This window comes from Catenibacterium sp. GCM10023432, assembly GCF_042651925.1.
GTDB lineage: Bacteria > Bacillota_I > Bacilli_A > Erysipelotrichales > Coprobacillaceae > Catenibacterium > Catenibacterium mitsuoka.
Window position 1 is genome coordinate 1 of sequence record NZ_JBHSEB010000081.1, and the last position, 20,555, is coordinate 20,555.

Annotated in this window: 21 protein-coding genes, 2 tRNA genes and 1 pseudogene; 22 read left to right on the top strand and 2 right to left on the bottom strand. The window is 35.0% G+C overall.

Annotation, left to right across the window (positions count from 1 at the left end; translation table 11 throughout):
* Nucleotides 1–117 precede the first annotated feature (117 nt).
* Nucleotides 118–195 (bottom strand) — tRNA-Asp (locus tag ACFOZZ_RS10585).
* A gap of 8 nt (nt 196–203) precedes the next feature.
* Nucleotides 204–294, bottom strand: a tRNA-Ser gene (locus ACFOZZ_RS10590).
* Nucleotides 295–462: 168 nt separating this feature from the next.
* On the opposite strand from ACFOZZ_RS10590, the gene ACFOZZ_RS10595 reads away from it, so the two are divergent.
* The 22 genes and pseudogenes from ACFOZZ_RS10595 (at nt 463) to ACFOZZ_RS10695 (ending at nt 20,459) form a co-directional block, all read left to right on the top strand.
* The gene (locus ACFOZZ_RS10595) at nt 463–1,662 is read left to right on the top strand and encodes an acetate/propionate family kinase (protein ID WP_055233975.1); all 1,200 of its coding nucleotides are present in this window, start codon (nt 463–465) and stop codon (nt 1,660–1,662) included.
* Between the two features lie 86 nt (nt 1,663–1,748).
* Nucleotides 1,749–2,678 (top strand): DHH family phosphoesterase, encoded by a 930-nt coding sequence (locus ACFOZZ_RS10600; RefSeq protein WP_376815225.1) that lies wholly within the window; start codon nt 1,749–1,751, stop codon nt 2,676–2,678.
* 24 nt (nt 2,679–2,702) lie between these two features.
* A complete protein-coding gene (locus ACFOZZ_RS10605; RefSeq protein ID WP_055233977.1) occupies nt 2,703–3,374 on the top strand; it encodes a response regulator transcription factor in 672 nt (223 codons plus the stop codon).
* Nucleotides 3,374–4,747 (top strand): sensor histidine kinase, encoded by a 1,374-nt coding sequence (locus ACFOZZ_RS10610; RefSeq protein WP_279068804.1) that lies wholly within the window; start codon nt 3,374–3,376, stop codon nt 4,745–4,747. Before ACFOZZ_RS10605 ends, ACFOZZ_RS10610 begins: the two co-directional genes overlap by 1 nt.
* Before the next feature lie 5 nt (nt 4,748–4,752).
* Nucleotides 4,753–5,325, top strand: a complete 573-nt coding sequence (locus tag ACFOZZ_RS10615) for a xanthine phosphoribosyltransferase (protein ID WP_055233979.1) — start codon at nt 4,753–4,755, stop codon at nt 5,323–5,325.
* Between the two features lie 11 nt (nt 5,326–5,336).
* Entirely contained in the window at nt 5,337–8,273 is a 2,937-nt protein-coding gene (locus ACFOZZ_RS10620; protein WP_376815226.1) for a chromosome segregation protein SMC, read from the top strand.
* Between the two features lie 11 nt (nt 8,274–8,284).
* Nucleotides 8,285–9,265, top strand: coding sequence for a signal recognition particle-docking protein FtsY (gene ftsY, locus ACFOZZ_RS10625; RefSeq protein WP_278860562.1), 981 nt, complete (start codon nt 8,285–8,287; stop codon nt 9,263–9,265).
* A 4-nt stretch (nt 9,266–9,269) separates the two neighbouring features.
* A complete protein-coding gene (gene ylxM / locus ACFOZZ_RS10630; protein ID WP_055233981.1) occupies nt 9,270–9,599 on the top strand; it encodes a YlxM family DNA-binding protein in 330 nt (109 codons plus the stop codon).
* Between the two features lie 10 nt (nt 9,600–9,609).
* A complete protein-coding gene (gene ffh / locus ACFOZZ_RS10635) occupies nt 9,610–11,001 on the top strand; it encodes a signal recognition particle protein (protein ID WP_376815227.1) in 1,392 nt (463 codons plus the stop codon).
* A 206-nt stretch (nt 11,002–11,207) separates the two neighbouring features.
* Entirely contained in the window at nt 11,208–11,912 is a 705-nt protein-coding gene (locus tag ACFOZZ_RS10640; RefSeq protein ID WP_278778711.1) for a response regulator transcription factor, read from the top strand.
* Nucleotides 11,913–11,917: 5 nt separating this feature from the next.
* Nucleotides 11,918–13,996 carry a sensor histidine kinase gene (locus tag ACFOZZ_RS10645; protein WP_278860564.1) on the top strand — a complete coding sequence of 693 codons (2,079 nt, stop codon included), beginning with the start codon at nt 11,918–11,920 and terminating at the stop codon, nt 13,994–13,996.
* Between the two features lie 59 nt (nt 13,997–14,055).
* Entirely contained in the window at nt 14,056–14,328 is a 273-nt protein-coding gene (gene rpsP, locus ACFOZZ_RS10650; RefSeq protein WP_006504720.1) for a 30S ribosomal protein S16, read from the top strand.
* 2 nt (nt 14,329–14,330) lie between these two features.
* Nucleotides 14,331–14,585, top strand: coding sequence for a KH domain-containing protein (locus ACFOZZ_RS10655; protein WP_055233984.1), 255 nt, complete (start codon nt 14,331–14,333; stop codon nt 14,583–14,585).
* A 35-nt stretch (nt 14,586–14,620) separates the two neighbouring features.
* Nucleotides 14,621–15,124, top strand: a complete 504-nt coding sequence (gene rimM / locus ACFOZZ_RS10660; protein ID WP_006504718.1) for a ribosome maturation factor RimM — start codon at nt 14,621–14,623, stop codon at nt 15,122–15,124.
* Nucleotides 15,114–15,830, top strand: a complete 717-nt coding sequence (gene trmD / locus ACFOZZ_RS10665) for a tRNA (guanosine(37)-N1)-methyltransferase TrmD (protein WP_055233985.1) — start codon at nt 15,114–15,116, stop codon at nt 15,828–15,830. The genes rimM and trmD overlap by 11 nt, the downstream gene beginning before the upstream one ends.
* A gap of 115 nt (nt 15,831–15,945) precedes the next feature.
* Entirely contained in the window at nt 15,946–16,293 is a 348-nt protein-coding gene (rplS, locus tag ACFOZZ_RS10670) for a 50S ribosomal protein L19 (RefSeq protein WP_006504716.1), read from the top strand.
* 69 nt (nt 16,294–16,362) lie between these two features.
* Nucleotides 16,363–16,857, top strand: coding sequence for a signal peptidase I (gene lepB, locus ACFOZZ_RS10675; RefSeq protein ID WP_376815228.1), 495 nt, complete (start codon nt 16,363–16,365; stop codon nt 16,855–16,857).
* 10 nt (nt 16,858–16,867) lie between these two features.
* The gene (ylqF, locus tag ACFOZZ_RS10680) at nt 16,868–17,728 is read left to right on the top strand and encodes a ribosome biogenesis GTPase YlqF (RefSeq protein ID WP_055288881.1); all 861 of its coding nucleotides are present in this window, start codon (nt 16,868–16,870) and stop codon (nt 17,726–17,728) included.
* The gene (locus tag ACFOZZ_RS10685; protein WP_278778702.1) at nt 17,721–18,356 is read left to right on the top strand and encodes a ribonuclease HII; all 636 of its coding nucleotides are present in this window, start codon (nt 17,721–17,723) and stop codon (nt 18,354–18,356) included. The genes ylqF and ACFOZZ_RS10685 overlap by 8 nt, the downstream gene beginning before the upstream one ends.
* A gap of 66 nt (nt 18,357–18,422) precedes the next feature.
* Nucleotides 18,423–19,172, top strand: a complete 750-nt coding sequence (dprA, locus tag ACFOZZ_RS10690) for a DNA-processing protein DprA (RefSeq protein ID WP_055233988.1) — start codon at nt 18,423–18,425, stop codon at nt 19,170–19,172.
* 152 nt (nt 19,173–19,324) lie between these two features.
* Nucleotides 19,325–19,399: pseudogene (locus tag ACFOZZ_RS13325) on the top strand (IS607 family transposase); the annotation flags it as partial.
* Nucleotides 19,400–19,445: 46 nt separating this feature from the next.
* Nucleotides 19,446–20,459: an RNA-guided endonuclease InsQ/TnpB family protein gene (locus tag ACFOZZ_RS10695; RefSeq protein ID WP_376815229.1), complete on the top strand. Its 1,014-nt coding sequence runs from the start codon at nt 19,446–19,448 to the stop codon at nt 20,457–20,459.
* The last annotated feature ends 96 nt before the right edge of the window (nt 20,460–20,555 follow it).

Below are 20,555 nucleotides of genomic sequence, written 5' to 3' on the forward strand. Positions count from 1 at the left end.
GTACGGTGCAACGGGAGGCACTGAAATAATAGTTAATTAACTTTTAATATTATTTCTTGTCTACCCTATTGTATATACATACAAAAAAACACTTCCGAAGAAGTGTTAAATTACAAATGGCGGTCTGGACGGGGCTCGAACCCGCGACCTCCGCCGTGACAGGGCGGCATTCTAAACCAACTGAACTACCAGACCATTTGCAATGGCGCAGACAGAGGGATTTGAACCCTCGCGCAGGTTACCCCACCTACTCCCTTAGCAGGGGAGCCTCTTCAGCCTCTTGAGTATGTCTGCATCGGACTGCCTTCTAAATATACCATGTATAAATATACTATGCAAGTACTTTTTGTATAAATTTCAATAAAAATTTATATATTTGTATGAGAACGCTTACAAGTTATTGTTGTATTTTATATAAAATTTTAGTAGAATAAAATTATATGATTTTAAGGAGGTTATAATATGGCTAAAATCATGGCGGTAAACGCTGGTAGTTCATCATTAAAATTCCAGTTATTAGAAATGCCTTCAGAACTAGTAATCTGCTCAGGTATTGTGGAAAGAATTGGACTAGAAGAAGGAATTTTTACTATTAAACATAATGGACAGAAGAAAACAGAAAAATTACCTATTCCGGATCATAAGGTCGCTGTTTCTTTATTGTTAGATGCATTAGTGAAGGAAAAAATTGTTGAAAAGCTAGAAGAAATTGAAGGGGTAGGACATCGTATAGTACATGGTGGTGAATACTTTGATTCTAGTGCTGTGGTAAATGAAGACGTAGTAAGTAAGGTAGAAGAGTTATGTGAATTAGCACCTTTACATAACCCTGCACACTTAGTAGGATATCGTGCATTCAAAGAAGCTCTTCCAGGAGTAGGACATGTATTCGTATTTGATACAGCTTTCCATCAGACATTGGATAGAGAAAGATATTTATATCCATTACCATTAGAATATTACACAGACTATAAAATTAGAAAATATGGCGCACATGGTACAAGTCATAAATATGTTTCTGAACAGGTTATAAAAGAATTGGGTAACCCTAAACATTCGCGTATTATCGTATGTCATTTAGGCAACGGTGCATCACTTTCTGCGGTATTAGATGGTAAGTGTATTGATACATCAATGGGATTCACACCACTAGCAGGTGTAATGATGGGTTCTAGATGTGGTACAATCGACCCATCTATCATGCCTTACTTATGCAAGAAACTAAATAAAACACCTGATGAAGTATTAGACATCTATAATAAGAAATCAGGAATGCTTGGTATTTCAGGTATTTCATCAGATTCACGTGATATTGAAAACGCCTTATTCAATGAAGGTGATGAACGTGCATTATTAACTGGTTTATTATATTCGCGTATTGTTTCTAAATATATTGGCCAATATTTCGTTGAATTAGGTGGCTTAGATGCGATTGCTTTCACTGCGGGTGTAGGTGAAAACGCTGCTTATTTAAGACGTTTGATTATCGATGATTGCTCTCGTGCACTGGGCGTATTCCTCAATGAAGAATCAAATGCGATTCGTTCAGACGAAAATAGATTGATTTCTCATCAATTCTCTAAGATTGATGTCTTTGTAATCCCTACAAACGAAGAAGTAGAAATCGCTAGAGATACTATGAAATTATTAAATTTAGGATAAAATGACAGGCAGAAGTCATATATTGATTTCTGTCTTTTTTATTTGTATAAAAATATGTTAAAATGGGTGAAAAGGTGGGTTAAATTATGGATAAAATAATTAATTTGTTAAAACAATATAAACAAGTATTCTTATATCGTCATATTAATCCTGATTATGACGCTTTTGGTTCTACTGTAGGTATGTATTATTTCTTAAAAGAAAACTTTCCAGAAATCAATGTTGTGTTAAAAGGAAACTTTGAAAATGTTTTATGGGAAAAGTTTAATGTCACTATAGATGAAGAAAAAGAACTTCCTGCTCTAGGTATTGTGATTGATACAGCCAATCGTGAACGTATTGATGGTGATATTTCTGTATGTGATAAAATCATTAAGATTGATCATCATATCGTTGTTGATTCTTATGGAGATATCAATATTGAAGATGCTACTGCATCAAGTGCTTCTCAGATTGTTTCCCTATTATTAGAAGAAGTGAAGGATAGCTATTCTTTAAATGAACAAGGTGCACGTGCTTTATATATGGGTATTATTGGTGATACAAATCGTTTCATGTATCGTTCCACAGATGCGCGTACATTCAAGGCAGCATCTTACTTATTAGAATCAGGTATTAATATTGAAGAAATCTATCAAACAATGTATTTAAGAGAGGAAAAAGATTTAAAAGTCACACAGTTTATCTTGAACAATTATCAAGTCAATGATAAAGTGGCTTACTATATATTGAAGGATGAAGATCTTAAAGAATTAGGTATTAGTCGTGAAGAAGGCTCTAGCTACGTCAATACACTTGCGAATGTCAAGGAATTTGAAGTCTGGTGTGCTATTACAGAAAATACGAAAGATAATGTCTATCGTGTCTCTATTCGTTCTAGAAATGCGATTATTAATGAAGTGGCTGCTAAGTTTGGTGGGGGAGGACATGCCCTTGCCTCAGGTGCAACACTTTCGAGTCTAGATCAGATTGAGGACTTACTTTCATCTCTTCATGATGCAATAAGTATGATATAATGAGGACAAATGAGGTGAAATAAGATGAAATCTAAAATCATGGTTGTAGATGATGAAATGCATATTAGAGAATTAGTGCGCTTCTATCTCGATAAAGCAGGTTTTGATACAATTGAAGCGGCGAATGCAGAAGAAGCATTGGATATAGTAGAAAACCAATATATTGATTTGGCTGTTGTAGATATTATGATGCCAGGAATGGATGGCTTTGAACTTGTCGAACAGATGAGACAGTATCGTGAAATTCCAGTCATTATGTTGACAGCTAAGTCTCAATCAAAGGATAAACTAAGAGGATTCTCTTTAGGTATTGACGACTATGTCACTAAGCCTTTTGACCCTGATGAATTAATGGCACGTGTTAAAACAATCCTAAAACGTTATAGTATTAATTCTTCAAATGTGGTGAAGATTGGTGATGTGATTTTTGATGGTGATAAATATGAAGTACGCTATCAAGAGCAGGTCATTCATCTTCCTTTAAAACAGTTTGAGTTAGCTTTTGAATTGGCTAAGAATCCAAATCAGATTTTTACAAGAGAACAGCTTATTGAAAAAATCTGGGGGATGGATTATGACGGTTTTGATCGTACAGTAGATGTTCACATTAAGCGTATTCGTGAGAATCTTGGTCATCTTCCAGGATTCAAAGTTGTGACAGTACGTGGCTTAGGTTATAAAATAGAGGTTGAGTAATGAAGTCTATTTATAGTAAACTTGTAATTGGCTTTTTATTAACGTCTTTATTAAGTTTTTCTATCTGTTGCTTTTTTACAATAAGATCATATAACCATGATTCTGATCAATTGGCTTTAGAAGAATTAGAACACTCTTCCGATCATATTGCAGATTTGATCAAGTTAATTGATGATAAGGATCAGGATAAGATTTTAGCGGATTATTCAGAAACATCAGAAATGTCTTTTACTGTCACATGTGAAGGACAGACAAAAAGCTATGGACATGTTAATAAGAAACTTATACTTAAAGATGATGAATTAAAGACACTTGCGACTTCAAAAGATAAGTCATTACGTAGTGAAGGAATCATTTCGCAATATGCAAAAGCATTTAAGATTGATAATCAAACATATGTGATTACAGTTCAGAAGGATTTTTCTGCTACAAAAGATATCTTTATGAAGTCTTATGCGAGTGCTGCAATCATCTTTATGATGACAGGAAGTATTGTCTTCCTGATTGTTGCAGATATTATTGTGAAACCAATCTCACGTCTCACAAAGGTCACTGATGAGCTTGCGAAAGGGAATTATAAGGTGCGTGTCAATTATGAAGGAAAGGATGAAATATCCTCATTGTATGCTTCCTTCAATCAAATGGCAGTAAGACTCGCTAAGCAGGAAACAATCCGACAACAATTTATATCGGATGTATCTCATGAGTTCCAGACTCCTTTAACAGCTATTAGCGGATTTGCGACAATATTAAAGAATGAGAATCTGACAGATGAACAAAGAAAAAAATATGCAGATATTATATTGTTCAATTCAAATCGTTTATCTCATTTATCTAAGAATATGCTGCAGCTTACTTTATTAGATGGAGAAGATACAGCACTGGATAAGACAGAGTTTCCACTTATTGAACAACTTAATCGTGTTATTGAGATGGAAGATAATGCGGCTTTAAGTAAGGATATTGAAATAGAATTCATTCATCCTAAAAAAGAATTCATTATTAAAGCCGATGAGAGCCGTATGGAACAGGTATGGATCAATTTATTAAGTAATGCAATCAAGTATACCAATGAGCATGGTGTAGTTACAGTGGAAGTGAGAAGAACACCAACTGAACTACAGGTAAGATTTGAAGATACAGGTGTGGGAATGAGCCAGGATGCCATTTCTCATATCTTTGAAAGATTCTATAGACAGGATAAATCACGTACAATTGAAGGAAATGGACTTGGTTTATCGATAGTAAAAAGGATTATTGATTTACATCACTATAAAATAGATGTAGAATCACAAGAAGATGTTGGTTCTGTATTTACTGTTTATATCCCATATGAGATGTTTACAGGACTCACAAAAAAGAAAAAGGATTAGTGAAGATGGAAGAGTTAAAGAAGAAGATTTTAGAAGACGGATATGTTATTAATGAAAATGTATTAAGAGTAGATAGCTTTTTAAATCATCAGATTGATGTAGAGTTATTTAATAAGATTGCAGATGAATTCTATGAAAGATATAAAAATAAACCAATTAACAAGATTGTCACTATCGAAGCAAGTGGTATTGGTTTAGCTGTTGTCGTTGCACAGAAATTCAATAATTGTCATGTAGTATTTACTAAGAAGGGTTCTTCTTCAATTACTGACAACGATTTCTATACAACAGAAATTCATTCTTACACAAAGAATAAGGATTATATTGGACAGATTTCTAAGAAGTATTTAAGCCCAGAAGATCATGTGTTAATTATAGATGATTTCTTAGCCAATGGTGAAGCTGTTATGGGTATGATTGATTTATGCCATCAGGCAGGTGCAATAGTAGAAGGTATTGGTATTGTCGTTGAAAAAGGCTTCCAGCAGGGAAGACATAGAATTGAAGAAGCTGGATATGAAGTACAGTCTCTTGCAATCGTCAAGGGCTTTGAAGACGGCAAAGTTATTATAGATTAGAGAGGAATAACATGTATTTAAAACGAATTGAACTTCATGGTTTTAAATCCTTTGCGGATAAAAGTGTAGTTGAATTCATGCCAGGTATTACTGGAATAGTGGGACCTAATGGATGTGGTAAATCAAATATTACTGATGCCATCCGCTGGGTACTAGGAGAAAAGTCTGCCAAGGCGATGCGTGGAGAAACAATGACAGATGTCATTTTCTCAGGAAGTGAAGATCGTAAAGCACAGGGTGAAGCAGAAGTGACACTTGTCTTTAATAATGAAGATCATTTCCTTGATTTTGATTCTACTGAAGTGGAAATTACACGTCGTCTTTATCGTACAGGTGATTCTGAGTTCTTATTAAATAGAGAACAGTGCCGTTTAAAGGATATTACTGATTTGATCATGGATACGGGTCTAGGAAGAGATTCTTTATCTATTATTTCTCAGAATAATATCAATGAGTTTGTAAAAAGCAAACCTGAAGATCGACGTGCGATGTTTGAAGAAGCAGCAGGTGTTGCAAAATATAAGAAGCGTAAGATTGAAACAGTCAGAAAACTTGAACGTACCACAGACAATTTAGACCGTGTTCAGGATATCTGTAGTGAATTAGAACGACAGATAGGACCATTGAAAAGACAAAAAGAAAAGGCTGAAACATATTTAGAGTTCAAAGAAGAACTTCAGGAAGTAGAAGTTTCAGTACTTGTTAAGGAAATCAGTACTCTTTCTGAAGAATTAAAGACTTTAAACAAAGAGTTAGAAGACCTAGAAAATGAACGTATTACCAATGATGGTGCTGTTATTCTTGATGAAAAGCAGAGTGAAGAACTTGAAAAAAAGATGTATGCGCTCGATCAGGAAGTCAATGAACTTCAGGAAAAGCTATTAGAAGCGATGAATGAAGTAAGCAACCTTGAAACACAGAAGGTAGAAATTGATGCTAATCGTAAGCATATATTAGAAACAACAAGCCAGGAAGATATAGAAGCAAAGAAAGCAAGTATGAAATCTATACTTCAAGACGCTATCATTGAATATAACGATAGAGTGAAGCGTTATAATGATGTTAAAAAGGAAAAGAATGACCTTTCTCAAAAGGATTCTTTAAATAAGAAGCAGCAGTCTAATCTTCGATCTCTTATTGAAAAGAAGAATATTGAAATTCATAATTCTCGAACTGAAAAGACAAGATTAACTGATATTATTGAGAATAAGAGCGGCTATAGCTATGGTGTGCGTACTATTTTAGGTGCAAAGAATTCTTTATCTGGTATCTGTGGTGCTTTAGGTGATCTGATTGAAACAGAAGAGACCTATGAAACAGCACTTGCGACTGCCCTTGGTGGTGCGACACAGTTCATTGTCACTCGTACAAATGATCAGGCAAAAGAAGCTATTTATTTCTTGAGAAAGAATAAGGCAGGACGTGCGACATTCCTACCTATTGACACAATGAAACCAAGATTATTAAGAGAAGAAGCAAAAATGCTTGCTGAACAGTCTCTTGGATACTTAGGTGTAATGAGTGATTTTGTGACTTATGATAAGTCTATCAGTGATGTTGTATTAAACCAGCTAGGTAATACAATTGTAGCTGATCATCTAGATCATGCGACAGAAATCGCAAAATCTATTTATCATCGTTATCGTGTGGTTACACTTGAAGGAGATATCATCAATGTCGGTGGTTCCTTAACAGGTGGGGCATCTAAGCATACAAACAACGCAATGATGTCTAAAAGGGAATTAGAACGTGTTTCTTGTGCATTAGATCAGCAGGAAAAAGACCTCAACAAGATGAAGACTGATCTGCATACATTAGAAAATGAGGGAAGAGAAATCGGACAGCTTTATATGCAGAAACAGATGTCTCTCGCAAAGCTTGAACTTGTTGTCACAAACAAGAAGAGTGAGTATGAAGTAGCTAAGGCTGATTATGAAAACCTCACACATCAGAGTGTAGAACTTGATGAAGTGATCAGAGGAACTCAAAACAATGAATTACTTGATCGTTTGAATGATGTGAAGAGACGTCGTGATGAATTAAAAGAAACAATTCAGGCGAAACGTACAATCCGTATGGGTTATGTGAATGAAAATGAAGAAGTGTCTCGTCGTTTACGTGAACACCGTGCTGCTTTAAAGAATGTAGAAAGCCAGAGTACAGATAAGAAGGTTGCTAAGAGCCGTTTAGAAACAGAGATTCAGAACTACTTATTAAGACTCAATGATGCTTATGCTATGACATTTGAACATGCACAGGAAAAAGCTGATATGTCCATTGATATAGATAAGGCAAAGGATAAGGTACGTGACTTAAGACAACGTATTGCATCTCTTGGTCATGTCAATGTGGAATCTATTGAACAATACAATGATGTAAGTACACGTTATGAGACATTAAGTACGCAGCGTTCACAATTATTAGAAGCACAGGATAGCTTATTAAAAGCTATTAAGGATATGGATGCTATTATGGTTGAGAAGTTCAGCACTTCATTTGAAGCCATTAATAAGGCATTCAACGATGTATTCCGTTATTTATTTGGCGGAGGGCATGCTTCACTTAAATATACTGATCCAGATAACATTCTAGAAACCGGTATTGATATTGAAGCACAGCCACCTGGAAAGGCTGCAAAACTGCATTCTTTCTCAGGAGGAGAAAACGCATTAATCGCATTAAGCTGCTTATTTGCGATGATTAGTGTGAAGCCATCTCCTTTATGTATTCTCGATGAAGTAGAAGCCGCACTTGATATTGCGAATGTAGAGCGTTTTGCGAAGTATTTACGTAGTTTCTCAGATCAGACACAGTTTATTGTCGTTACACATCGTGAAGGAACTATGGCTGAATGTGACCTATTATATGGGGCTACAATGCAGGAAAAAGGTGTCACTAAGCTTGTCAGTGTTAAGCTTAAGGATGCGACTGAATATGCAAGCAGTTAGGAGGATGCATTATGGGATTTTTTCAAAAGATTAAAGAAACATTTGTAGGAAAATCTACAAAGCAGAATGAGAAGTATGTTGCTGGTCTTGATAAATCATCTGCTTCTTTCTCATCTAAGATCAATGCTTTGGCAGCAAGATATCGTGAAATCAACGATGAATATTTTGATGAGTTAGAAAATATCCTGATCATGAGCGATGTTGGTGTCAACATGGTTATGAAGATTGTGGATGAAATCAAGAAGGAAGTACGTCTTGAAAATATCAAGGATCCTCATGCGATTAATGATATTATCGTTGATAAGATGTTTGTTATCTATGCCAATGATTCATATATGACAACTAAGATCAACTATGCAGAAAATGATTTAACAGTTATCTTGATGGTTGGTGTTAATGGAGCAGGTAAAACAACTACTATTGCGAAGCTTGCCAATAAGATCATGCATGAAGAAGGCAAGAAGGTTATGGTGGCTGCCGGTGATACATTTAGAGCTGGTGCCATTGAACAGCTTGCTGAATGGGCAAACCGTTTAAATATTCCTTGTGTCAAGGGCAAAGAAGGGGGAGATCCTTCTTCAGTAATATTTGATGCGCTTGAACAGGCAAAAAAAGGCGGTTATGATGTACTTATCTGTGATACAGCAGGACGTTTACAGAATAAAGTAAACTTAATGAAGGAACTTGAAAAGATGAATCGTATCATCAAGAGAGTTGTGCCAGAAGGACCTCAGGAAACATTACTTGTTGTAGATGCAACAACAGGTCAGAATGGTATTTCACAGGCTGTAGAATTCTCTAAGATTACAGATATTACTGGTATTGTTCTTACTAAGATGGATGGTACTGCCAAGGGTGGTATTATTCTTTCAATTAAGGATATGCTCAATATCCCTGTTAAGTTTATTGGTTTAGGTGAAAAGATTGATGATTTACAGGAATTTGATCTTGAACAGTATATTTATGGTTTATGTAATGATCTAATGGAGTAAGATGATGGATGAAGAATTAAAAAAGAAAGAACAAGTCATCCTCTTGATGGATTGTTATAGAGAATTGTTGACAGATAAACAGAAGCAGTATCTTTCTCTCTACTATGAGGAAGATCTGTCTCTATCAGAAATAGCCGAAGACTTAGGCGTCTCTAAGAATGCTGTTTTTGATAATATTAAGCGTTCTGTGATGAGTTTAGAGAAGTATGAATCTAAATTACATATTCTTGAAAATCATCGCAAGAGACTTGATTTGATTAATAAGATTGAAGAAGAAAAGAATAAGAAGCATGAAGATATTGACGAATATCTTGAAATGCTGAAGAATATCTAGGGAGGTAATTATGGCTTTTGAATCTTTATCAGATAGACTCCAAGAGACATTAAAAAAGGTAACAGGACAAGCAACTCTTACTGAAGCAAATATGGAGGAGATGCTTCGTGAAATCCGTTTGGCTTTACTTGAAGCCGATGTTAACTACCAGGTAGTTAAAGAGTTTATCGCAAATACAAAAGAAAAAGCAATTGGTCAGAACGTTATTGGTTCATTAAAACCAGGACAGGTTCTTGTTAAGATTGTTCATGATGAGTTAGTATCATTACTTGGTACAGAAATGGTGACTGTAGACTACTCTAAAAATCCTACAATCATCATGATGGTTGGTTTACAGGGTTCAGGTAAAACAACAACGGCTGGTAAGATTGCCAAATTAATCACTGAAAAACAAGGTAAGAAACCTTTATTGGTTGCTGGTGATATTTATCGTCCTGCTGCCATTGATCAGTTAAAGACATTAGGTGCACAGCTTAATATCCCGGTATTTTCTAAAGGCACTGATACACCTGTAGAAACAATCGTTACTGAAGCTTTAGCTAAAGCGCGTGATGATCACAACGATGTAGTAATCATCGATACCGCTGGTCGTTTACAGATTGATGAAAAGTTGATGCAGGAGCTTGCTAACGTTAAAGAAATTGCCCATCCTGATGAAATCCTTTTAGTTGTTGACTCATTAGCTGGTCAGGAAATCGTGAATGTTGCTTCAACATTCAATGAAAAATTAGGAATCACTGGTGCCGTTTTAACTAAGCTAGATGGTGACGCACGTGGTGGGGGTGCCCTCTCTATTAGACATGTCACTCATGTTCCTATCAAATATATCGGTACAGGTGAAAAATTAGATGAAATCGATTATTTCTATCCTGACCGTATGGCAGATCGTATCCTTGGTATGGGGGATGTTGTTTCCCTTGTAGAAAAGGTACAGGATGTCTATGATGAAAAAGAAAGTATGAAAGCTTTCAATAAGATGAAGGCTGGTACTTTTGGTTTAGATGATATGCTTGAACAGATGAAGAAGCTTCAGAAGATGGGACCTTTATCTGGTTTATTAAAGATGATTCCAGGAATGCCTAAGATTCCTAATTTAAATGATGATGATGCCGCTGCTAAGATGAAGATGACTGAATCAATCATCTACTCTATGACTAAAGCAGAACGTGCAAATCCTGATATGATTAATTCATCACGTAAAGAAAGAATTGCCAAGGGTTGTGGTCAGCCTGTGACTGAAGTTAATAAGCTATTAAAACAGTTTGAACAGTCACGTAAGGTCATGAAGCAGTTAGGTAACATTGATCCTACAACTGGTATGCGAACACAAAGACCAATGAAGACTCAGCAGCAGTTCAATCCTTATCGTAAAAAGACTAGACATAAGAAAAAGAAGAAATAAAGCCTCCTCGGAGGTTTTTTCTTTAGAATTATTTAAGAATTTCATCACGAATCTTTTTATTTTTAGTCACTATACTTATAAGCGAAGGAGGGATACATATGTTTGAAACATTTATGTTCATATTATTATTTCCTGTTATTATGATCAGCATTATCGCTTATTTAAGTACATTGACGCGCTGATTATGAAGAAGGGGAGTTCAGTTAATGAAACATACACTATTACTTGTAGAAGACGAATTAGGTATTAGAGAAACAGTTAAGATCTTTTTAAAGAGCCAGAATTATGAAGTCATTGAAGCGGAAAATGGAAAAGAAGGGCTTGAAGCACTTAAACATAACGATATTCATTTAGCTATTGTAGATATTATGATGCCTGTTATGGATGGACTGACTATGACAATGAAACTTCGCGAAGTATCAGATATCCCTGTAATCTTCTTAACGGCTAAGACAGAAGATATTGATAAGATTACAGGACTTAATCTAGGGGCAGATGATTATATCACTAAACCTTTTGAACCTATGGAATTGATTGCAAGAGTGAATTCTAATTTAAGACGCTATGAACAGATCTTAAATTTAAAGGGAAATATACAAAAGCCAAACAATCAACTTGTTGTAGGAGGTTTAGTATTAGACCAGGCAACTAAAGAAGTCTTTGTGAATGGACGTTCTGTTAGACTCACTAAGAAAGAATTCCAGATATTAGAACTATTAATGAGTTATCCTGGTAAGGTGTATTCTGCAGAAGAAATCTATGAATCTATCTGGGAAGAAACAGCCATTAATACAGAAACAATCATGGTTCATGTAAGAAGACTCAGAGAAAAGATTGAAGCTAATCCTAAGCATCCTGAATATTTAAAGGCTGTCTGGGGTGTCGGTTATAAAATAGAAAAGATGGAGTGATGAGAATGAAGAAAAGACGTATATTTATTATTGGTTTAATTGTCTTATTATTGGCTTGTCCGAGCTGTATGATTTATATCACAGTCAAACAGCAGGATGGTTATAAGAAAAGAGTCGCAGACAATACAAATGAATATATGCTGCAGTTTCTTACAATGGCAGTTGAATCAAAAACAGATCCTGATTATAAGCCTTTAAATTTTAAGGGGCTAGATGAAAAATCACAAGAAGCAGCTACTGCGACGATGAATGAAATATTCAAAACTGTTTTAGATATGGAACAGAATGATGATGGATTTCACTATGAAGCATATAATGAAAAGACAAGACAGTATTATAAGAATCAGAAATCTTATTATCCTGTCGCCTATGAAGAATTTTTTAAATCTAGTGCGCGTTCGAAATATTTTTACACGGATACTGTAGCTCTTTTTGATGAAAGTGATATTATTAGTAACCTTGATGCAGGATATAAGCTCGAAGAAGGAAAAGATGGAAAAAGATCTTTACTTAAAGTATATAATACGTATGTAGATTTAAATCAGGTAAGTATTAATTTACCTAAAGATATAGAAATGACTTATTATTGTACAATGTATGAATCGCCTATGACATATATTGAACGTAATTTTGTGGATGAATATGATATTGCAGTCCTTTCAGGAGTTGCTCTTCTTCTGGGTTTAGTTATCTTTATATATATTTTAATGAATTCATTAGAAGTAGAAGAAGTTATTAATCCATATCGCACAATTAAACAATGGAAGCTATTAACTGTTATTATCATTATTGGATTAACTAGTTTTATTTTTATGGGGGCATCAGGAGTAACAGGTGCTCTTGTGATGATGGGAGAACTTCAAGGTGCCCTTGCAAGACATAATATAGCTTATGCTACATCTATCAGTTATGGTCTCTATTTCTTCTGTATGGTCATTTTCTATTTCTTGTTTTCAATGTTATGCTTTACTGTTAAGTATATGTTTATGAATGGAATGAACTATTTTAAGAATAATACATGTACTTATGCACTTTATGCAAAAACAAAGGAACTAGGTAATAAAGTGACTGAATTTGATTTGAAGGATAATATCAATCAGGATATCTTGAAATTTACTATCTGCAATGCATTGCTCGTTATTATTTTGTATGTCCTCTCACCAAGTAAGACAATCTTTGCGATTGTTTATGTTATGATCTCTTTCTTATATATAAGAAAGCAGACAATGAAGGTAAAGAATGATTATAAAAATATGCTTAACTTTACAGAACAGCTTTCTCATGGTCATTTTGATACAGAAATAGAAGATGATCTAGGAATCTTCAATAGTATGCGTGATCGCTTAAATAACCTGAAAACTGGTTTTGAAGCAGCTGTGAAGGAAGAAACAAAATCACAGAATATGAAGACGGAACTTATTACTAATGTCTCGCATGATTTGAAAACTCCTCTTACATGTATTAAGAACTATGTTATTTTACTTAAGAATACACAAGCTGATGAAACAACAAGAACTGAATATTTAAACCAATTAGAAAAATATACAAATAGACTCTCTAATCTTATTCAAGATCTTTTTGATGTTTCTAAAGCAACAAGCGGTAATATTGACCTACATCCTATTGATTTAAGATTACAAGCGTTAGTTGATCAATCCTTAGCTGAATGTATTGAAGTCTTAGAATCTAAGGATATTCAGGTTATTAAGAATGTCGAGGATGTTGTCGTACACTTAGATGGAGATAAGACATACCGTGTCTTTGAAAACCTATTAACTAATATTGGAAAGTATGCCATGCCACATAGTCGTGCTTATATTGATATTCATGAGGAAGAAGACTATGTTTCAATCATATTCAAGAATATGAGTGAGGTAGAAATGAACTTCTCTAGCGAAGAAATCCAGGAGCGTTTTGTACGTGGAGATAAATCCCGCCATGAAACAGGTAGTGGCCTAGGACTTGCCATTGCGAAAAGTTTTGTTGTTGCTCAGGGTGGTACATTTGATATAGAAATAGATGGTGATCTCTTTAAAGTCATCATGACTTTCAAAAAAATAAATGTGTCAAGTGAAAATACTTGACACCTAGTTTGAATATGGTATTATAAGAAGGCAAATTAAATTAATCGGAGGAAAATACAATGGCAGTTAAATTAAGATTAAAGAGAATGGGTGCTAAGAAGTCACCATTTTATAGAATTGTTGCAGCTGATTCAAGAATGCCAAGAGATGGTCGTTTCATTGAACAGTTAGGAACTTATGATCCAAGACAGAACCCAGCTAAGGTTTCTTTAAAGAAAGAAGAAATCTTAAAGTGGTTAGGTAACGGTGCTCAGCCTTCTGACACAGTTAAGAACATCCTTTCTAAAGAAGGCGTAATCAAAGAATTTGCTGAATCTAAGAAGGCTAAATAATTATGGATTACGTTAAGGCATTACAGGACATGTGTCTTGAACTTGTCAATAATCGTGATAAGTTAGAGGTTAGAGAAATGCCTTCATTAGATGATAATGCGATTGTTCTATATGTTTATGCATCACATGATGATATTTCTAAATTAATTGGTAGAAAAGGTGTTATGGCTAATTCTATCAGACAGCTTATGTCTATAAGTACACGTGGTATGCATAAAAGATTAGATATCAAATTTGAATCATATGGTGAGGAATAAAGGAAGTGTACACTTCCTTTTTTTTGGAGGTACAAATGGAACTTGTAGAAATTGGTAAAATCATTAATACATTTGGAATCAAGGGTGATTTAAAGATTGCTTCTTCAACTGATTTTGGAGAACAGCGCTTTGCCCCTGGCAGCCATATTCTTGTTAAGACACCAAGAGAATATCTCGATTTTGAAATCAGTAAGCACTATATCCATAAGGGTTTTGATATGATTGCCTTTAAAGGATTTACAGATATTAATGAAGTAGAAAAGTATAAGGGATGTATTTGTTATGCTCCTAAAGATACGTCTTTATTACCTGAAGGCATGCATTATATTTCTGATATTGTAGATTGTGAAGTCTATAATAATGGCACTTATATTGGTAAGGTCACTGATGTATATCAGGGGGCACAGGCTATTATTGGTGTTGATGTGAATGGTAAACAGGTAATGATTCCTTATATTGATGCTTTTGTAAAGAATAAGGATATTGAACATAAGCGTATTGATGTCTCATTGATTGGAGGCTTCTTAGATGAAGATTGATGTTCTTTCATTATTTCCAGAGATGTTTGAAGGATTCTTGACAACATCTATTATTAAAAGAGCTATCGATAGTGATCATGTAGAAGTGACTATTCATGATTTTAGAGAATTTGCGACAGATCGTCATAAGAGTGTGGATGATACACCTTATGGTGGCGGACAGGGTATGGTGCTTATGTGTAAGCCATTATTAGATTGTTTAAAGACAGTAGTCACAAAGGATTCACTTGTTATTTTAATGAGTCCTCAGGGTATGACTCATCATCAGGCTTATGCGGAAGAATTGGCTTTGAAGCAGAAGCATATTGTTATTATCTGTGGTCATTATGAAGGCTTTGATGAACGTATTCGTGATTATGTAGATGTAGAACTTTCTATTGGTGATTATGTACTCACAGGTGGAGAACTTGGTGCGATGGTAGTCATGGATAGTGTGATTCGTTTACTTCATGGAGTGATTACTCAGGCAAGTCATGAAGATGATTCATTCTCTAATGGGTTATTGGAATATCCACAATATACAAGACCTTATGAATATGAAGGCAGCAAGGTTCCTGATGTCCTCTTAAGTGGTCATCATGAAAATATTCGTAAATGGCGTTTAAAGGAATCATTACGTAAAACTATGATCAAACGTCCTGATTTATTAGAAAAACGCTCATTTACAGAAGAAGAATTAGAAATTCTAAAAGAATTAAAAAAGTAATTGATTTATAAAAAAGACGGTGCTATAATAGGCAAGTCGTAAGACACAGAAGTTCCGCTGGTTATATATACGAATGAGCTTCCAAGACTAAATTTGTGTAGGAGGAAATGTTATCATGAACATGCAGTTAGTAAATGAAATTACTAAGAGCCAGATCAAGACTGATGTACCTCAGTTCAAAGCTGGTGACACTTTAAAAGTATTCGTAAAGATCCAGGAAGGTAATAAGACTCGTCTTCAGATGTTCGAAGGTGTTTGTATTGCTAAAAAGGGTCATGGTATTGGTGAAACTTTCACTGTTAGAAAGATTTCTTATGGTGTAGGTGTTGAAAGAGTATTCCCAGTAAACTCTCCAATCATCGATCATATCGAAGTAGCTAAGGTTGGTAAAGTACGTAGAGCTAAATTACATTACTTACGTGGATTATCTGGTAAAGCTGCTAGAATCAAAGAAATTCGATAAGAGAATGGGGGCTTACCCCATTCTTTTTTCTATATTATGAATAAAATAAAAAAACTGTGTTTACCTGGAATGGCGCTACTTATATTATGTCTATTTACATTTGTCGTACTTCCGGTTAAGGTGAAAGGAACATCCATGATGCCAACTATTCATGATAGTGACTGTATCTTAATGACGGGAGTGACATCTTATAAACAGATTCATCGTTTTGATATCGTTGATGTTCGCAGCAGCTCATTAAAAGAAGATGTCATTAAACGTGTTATTGGTCTTCCAGGAGAGGAAATCAGCTACAAGAATGATCATTTATATATTAATGGTCAATTAGTAGAAGAACCTTTTCTTAAGATTCCTTTCATGAAAAAAGAAAAGATTAAATATGATTTAACACATTATACAAAAGATTTTAGAATTAAATTAAGACACGATGAATACTTTATTCTAGGTGATAATCGTCCTATGTCCTATGATTCAAGATATTTTGGACCAGTTCATATAGAAGATATTCGTGCAAAAAATGGATATATTATTTATCCAATCCAGCATATTAAGAGAAATGATTGAGGAGGAACTTATGGCAAAGCAGATTCAGTGGTATCCAGGGCATATGGCTAAAGCCCAAAGAGAAATCGAAAGTAAAGTAAAGTTAGTAGATATTGTGATTGAACTTGTTGACGCACGTGCTCCTTTTTCAACACATAATCCAGAACTTGATCATATGATCAAGAATAAACCTCGTCTTTATATTCTTACAAAGAAGGATTTAGCTGATCCTAAGGCAACAGAAGCTCTTATTGCAGAATTTAAAAGACAAGGACATAGCGCTATCGCAGTTGATTTAAAGAACTTCAAGGAAGAAAAGAAGATTGTGAACATGTGTCGCTATCAGTTAAAAGAAAAGCGTGAAAAAGAAGCCGCAAGAGGTTTAAAACCTAAGCCAATTCGTGCTCTAGTGGCTGGTATTCCTAATGTTGGTAAATCTACTTTTATCAATAAGATTGCGAAAAGAAAAGCCGCTGCAGTAGGAAATAAGCCGGGTGTTACAAAGGCTCAGCAGATTATCCGTGTTGATAAGGATTTTGAACTTTTCGATACACCAGGTGTACTAGAACCTAAATTCACAGATATCAATAAAGCAATGAACGTCGCATTATGTGGCTCTATTAAGATGGAAATCCTTCCACTTGATGATTTATTTATTCATGCAATAGGTTATCTGGCAAAACATTATCCAGACATGTTGAAACAACGTTATAATTTGACTATTGATTTAGATTCAGATTGGGTAATTCCAGTATATGATCATATCTCAGATTATCGTCATATTAAGAAATTAAGAGGCGAAACAGATTATGACCGTGTACAGGAAACATTCTTTAATGATTTAAAGAACGGTTCTCTTGGAAAAATCACATGGGAGCTTAGCGATGAATAAACAGGAACGTTTAAAATATGAAAACGAAGCTAGAGTTGCAGGCTACTCTAGAATACTGGGCGTAGATGAAGCAGGAAGAGGACCGATGGCTGGGCCACTTGTTGTAGGTGGTGTCATCTTTCCAGAAGATTTCTATGATGAACGTATTAACGACTCTAAGAAGCTCACAGAAAAGAAAAGAGAAGCACTCTATGATTTAATTATAGAAAATGCGCTTGCTTATCAAATAGAGGTTTTATCAGTAGAAGAAGTAGATACACTTAATGTCTATGAAGCATCTCGTACAGGTATGAAACGTATTATTGCTTCATTAAAGCCTGATTTTACATTAAGTGATGCAATGCCCTTGGGAGATATTCCACATCTTTCTATTATTAAAGGAGATGCGAAAAGTATTTCTATTGGGGCAGCAAGTATCCTTGCAAAGGTCACTCGAGACCGCATGATGAAGGAATATGGAAAGCAATATCCAGAATATGGATTTGAAAAACATAAGGGTTATGTTACTAAAGCCCATAAAGAAGCATTAGAAAAGTATGGTGTCACTCCAATTCATCGTCGTTCTTTTGCGCCAGTACAGAAAGTACTGAATGAACAATTATCCTTTGATTTTGAAGAGAAAGATTAAAGATCTTTCTCTTTTTTGAGAAAATAAGCCTTCTATTAAGAATAGATATAGTAGGAGGTGATTGATATGGAAGATATTCTACTTTATTTTTCATTGAAGTATAAGGGACAGTTTGATTTGATTTATAAGGCCTTAGAACGTAAGGAACGTGTGGATGAATCTTTAAAAGAAGAACTCTTTAAAACTATTAAGAGTTCTTATACGACTATTATTAGTGATGATTATCCACAACAGCTTAAATATATCAACTGTCCACCATTTGTACTCTATTATTATGGATCATTATCTTTACTAGATAAAGACTGTATTGCGGTTATTGGTAAAAGAGACTGCAGCGAGTATGGTGTTCAGGCGACACGTGTACTTGTAAAAGAACTTGTGAAGAATGATATTGTGATTGTATCGGGAATGGCTAAGGGAATTGATGGCGTCAGCCACCGCACAGCTATTCGATCAAAGGGACATACTGTCGCAGTGCTTGGTAGTGGAATCGATTATCCTTATCCACCGATGAATGAAGATCTGTATTATGTATTGAAGAATGAACTTGTTTTAAGTGAATACCCTGGAAGTACGCCACCTCGTAAAGATCATTTTCCTAAACGAAATCGTATTATTGCAGGACTCTCTAAGAAACTTCTTGTTACAGAGGCTGATCTTAAAAGCGGCACGATGATTACAGTTGGTTTTGCCTTGGAACAGGGCAAGGATGTACTTGCAGTTCCAGGGCGTGTGTATGACTCAAAAGGCTGTAATGCCCTGATTCAGCAGGGTGCAAAACTAGTTATGAATGTAGAAGATATCTTAGAAGAATAGGAAGCGTTTCGCTTCTTATTCTCACTAAGATGTTGACAAAATAAAAAAATCCCATATTATAATGTGATGAAGGAGGGAACTATAAGTAACTGAATATATCGACCATTTTGTGTTTGAATGTGTTTAAATATGCTCATAGAGGGAGCGTTAAAATGAACATATCAAATATCATAAATTACAAATTAAAGGATTTTGCTGAACTTTTAGGCGTATCTGTTAAGATATTATAACGTTGAGATAGAGAAGGAACTTTATGAAAGTGGCAAAAAGTTTATGAGCAGCAGCCAGTTTAGAGTATGGCTCAACACTGAGTATCTTTCGAGCCATCCAGAATATTCCTGGATTAAGGAAGCTTATTCAAAATCGGTAACACAGGCAGTAAATAACGGACAGACCGCATTTGAAAACTTCTTTAATCACAAGAGCGCCTTTCCAAAATTCAAGAAGAAAGGCAGATCTGATGTGAAGATGTATTTCGTAAGGAATAATCCTAAAGATTGCCTTTGCGAAAGACACAGAATCAAGATTCCGTCACTTGGCTGGGTCCGTATCAAAGAGAAAGGATATATTCCAACCACAAAAGACGGATATGTAATTAAGAGCGGTCATGTCTCAATAAAAGCTGACAGATACTATGTTTCAGTTCTTATAGAAATCAAGAATAAAAGGATAGCCAGTCATTCCAGTGAAGGAATTGGCATTGACCTTGGATTAAAGGACTTTGCGATTGTCTCTAATGGAAAGACTTATAAGAACATCAATAAATCTGCAAAATTAAGGAAGCTTGAAAAAAAGCTTATTCGAGAACAGAGAAGTCTTTCTCGAAAGTATGAAAATATAAAGAAAGGAGGGTCCACTCAAAAAAGAAATATACAAAAACAAAGGCTTAAGATACAGAAGCTTCATCAGAGAATAGACAATATTCGTACTGACTACATCAATAAGATAATCGCAGAGATAGTGAAAACAAAGCCATCTTATATTACGATTGAAGATCTAAACGTATCAGGAATGATGAAGAACAAGCATCTTTCAAAGGCAGCTGCTTCGCAGAAGTTTTATGAATTTAAATCAAAGCTTCTAGCTAAATGCAAGGAGTACGGAATTGAACAACGAACAGTAGATAGATGGTTCCCATCATCTAAGACATGTCACTGCTGCAAGAATATCAAGAAAGATTTAAAGCTTTCAGATAGAATTTTCAAATGTGATTGCGGCTATATCGAAGACAGAGATTTCAATGCTGCTACTAATCTGAGAGATGCTACGACTTACGAAGTTGCATAAATAAACGCAAGCGTAGGTATGTACCGAAGGCTATTTCGGGAATTTACGACTATGGAGTGTACAAGTACTTGTGAGTAGATATGATTTTTGTCAATC

Coding starts and splice junctions, on each gene's coding strand:
- ACFOZZ_RS10595 (WP_055233975.1), top strand. CDS start 463: ATGGCTAAAATCATGGCGGTAAACGCTGGTAGTTCATCATTAAAATTC.
- ACFOZZ_RS10600 (WP_376815225.1), top strand. CDS start 1,749: ATGGATAAAATAATTAATTTGTTAAAACAATATAAACAAGTATTCTTA.
- ACFOZZ_RS10605 (WP_055233977.1), top strand. CDS start 2,703: ATGAAATCTAAAATCATGGTTGTAGATGATGAAATGCATATTAGAGAA.
- ACFOZZ_RS10610 (WP_279068804.1), top strand. CDS start 3,374: ATGAAGTCTATTTATAGTAAACTTGTAATTGGCTTTTTATTAACGTCT.
- ACFOZZ_RS10615 (WP_055233979.1), top strand. CDS start 4,753: ATGGAAGAGTTAAAGAAGAAGATTTTAGAAGACGGATATGTTATTAAT.
- ACFOZZ_RS10620 (WP_376815226.1), top strand. CDS start 5,337: ATGTATTTAAAACGAATTGAACTTCATGGTTTTAAATCCTTTGCGGAT.
- ftsY (WP_278860562.1), top strand. CDS start 8,285: ATGGGATTTTTTCAAAAGATTAAAGAAACATTTGTAGGAAAATCTACA.
- ylxM (WP_055233981.1), top strand. CDS start 9,270: ATGGATGAAGAATTAAAAAAGAAAGAACAAGTCATCCTCTTGATGGAT.
- ffh (WP_376815227.1), top strand. CDS start 9,610: ATGGCTTTTGAATCTTTATCAGATAGACTCCAAGAGACATTAAAAAAG.
- ACFOZZ_RS10640 (WP_278778711.1), top strand. CDS start 11,208: ATGAAACATACACTATTACTTGTAGAAGACGAATTAGGTATTAGAGAA.
- ACFOZZ_RS10645 (WP_278860564.1), top strand. CDS start 11,918: ATGAAGAAAAGACGTATATTTATTATTGGTTTAATTGTCTTATTATTG.
- rpsP (WP_006504720.1), top strand. CDS start 14,056: ATGGCAGTTAAATTAAGATTAAAGAGAATGGGTGCTAAGAAGTCACCA.
- ACFOZZ_RS10655 (WP_055233984.1), top strand. CDS start 14,331: ATGGATTACGTTAAGGCATTACAGGACATGTGTCTTGAACTTGTCAAT.
- rimM (WP_006504718.1), top strand. CDS start 14,621: ATGGAACTTGTAGAAATTGGTAAAATCATTAATACATTTGGAATCAAG.
- trmD (WP_055233985.1), top strand. CDS start 15,114: ATGAAGATTGATGTTCTTTCATTATTTCCAGAGATGTTTGAAGGATTC.
- rplS (WP_006504716.1), top strand. CDS start 15,946: ATGAACATGCAGTTAGTAAATGAAATTACTAAGAGCCAGATCAAGACT.
- lepB (WP_376815228.1), top strand. CDS start 16,363: ATGGCGCTACTTATATTATGTCTATTTACATTTGTCGTACTTCCGGTT.
- ylqF (WP_055288881.1), top strand. CDS start 16,868: ATGGCAAAGCAGATTCAGTGGTATCCAGGGCATATGGCTAAAGCCCAA.
- ACFOZZ_RS10685 (WP_278778702.1), top strand. CDS start 17,721: ATGAATAAACAGGAACGTTTAAAATATGAAAACGAAGCTAGAGTTGCA.
- dprA (WP_055233988.1), top strand. CDS start 18,423: ATGGAAGATATTCTACTTTATTTTTCATTGAAGTATAAGGGACAGTTT.
- ACFOZZ_RS10695 (WP_376815229.1), top strand. CDS start 19,446: ATGAGCAGCAGCCAGTTTAGAGTATGGCTCAACACTGAGTATCTTTCG.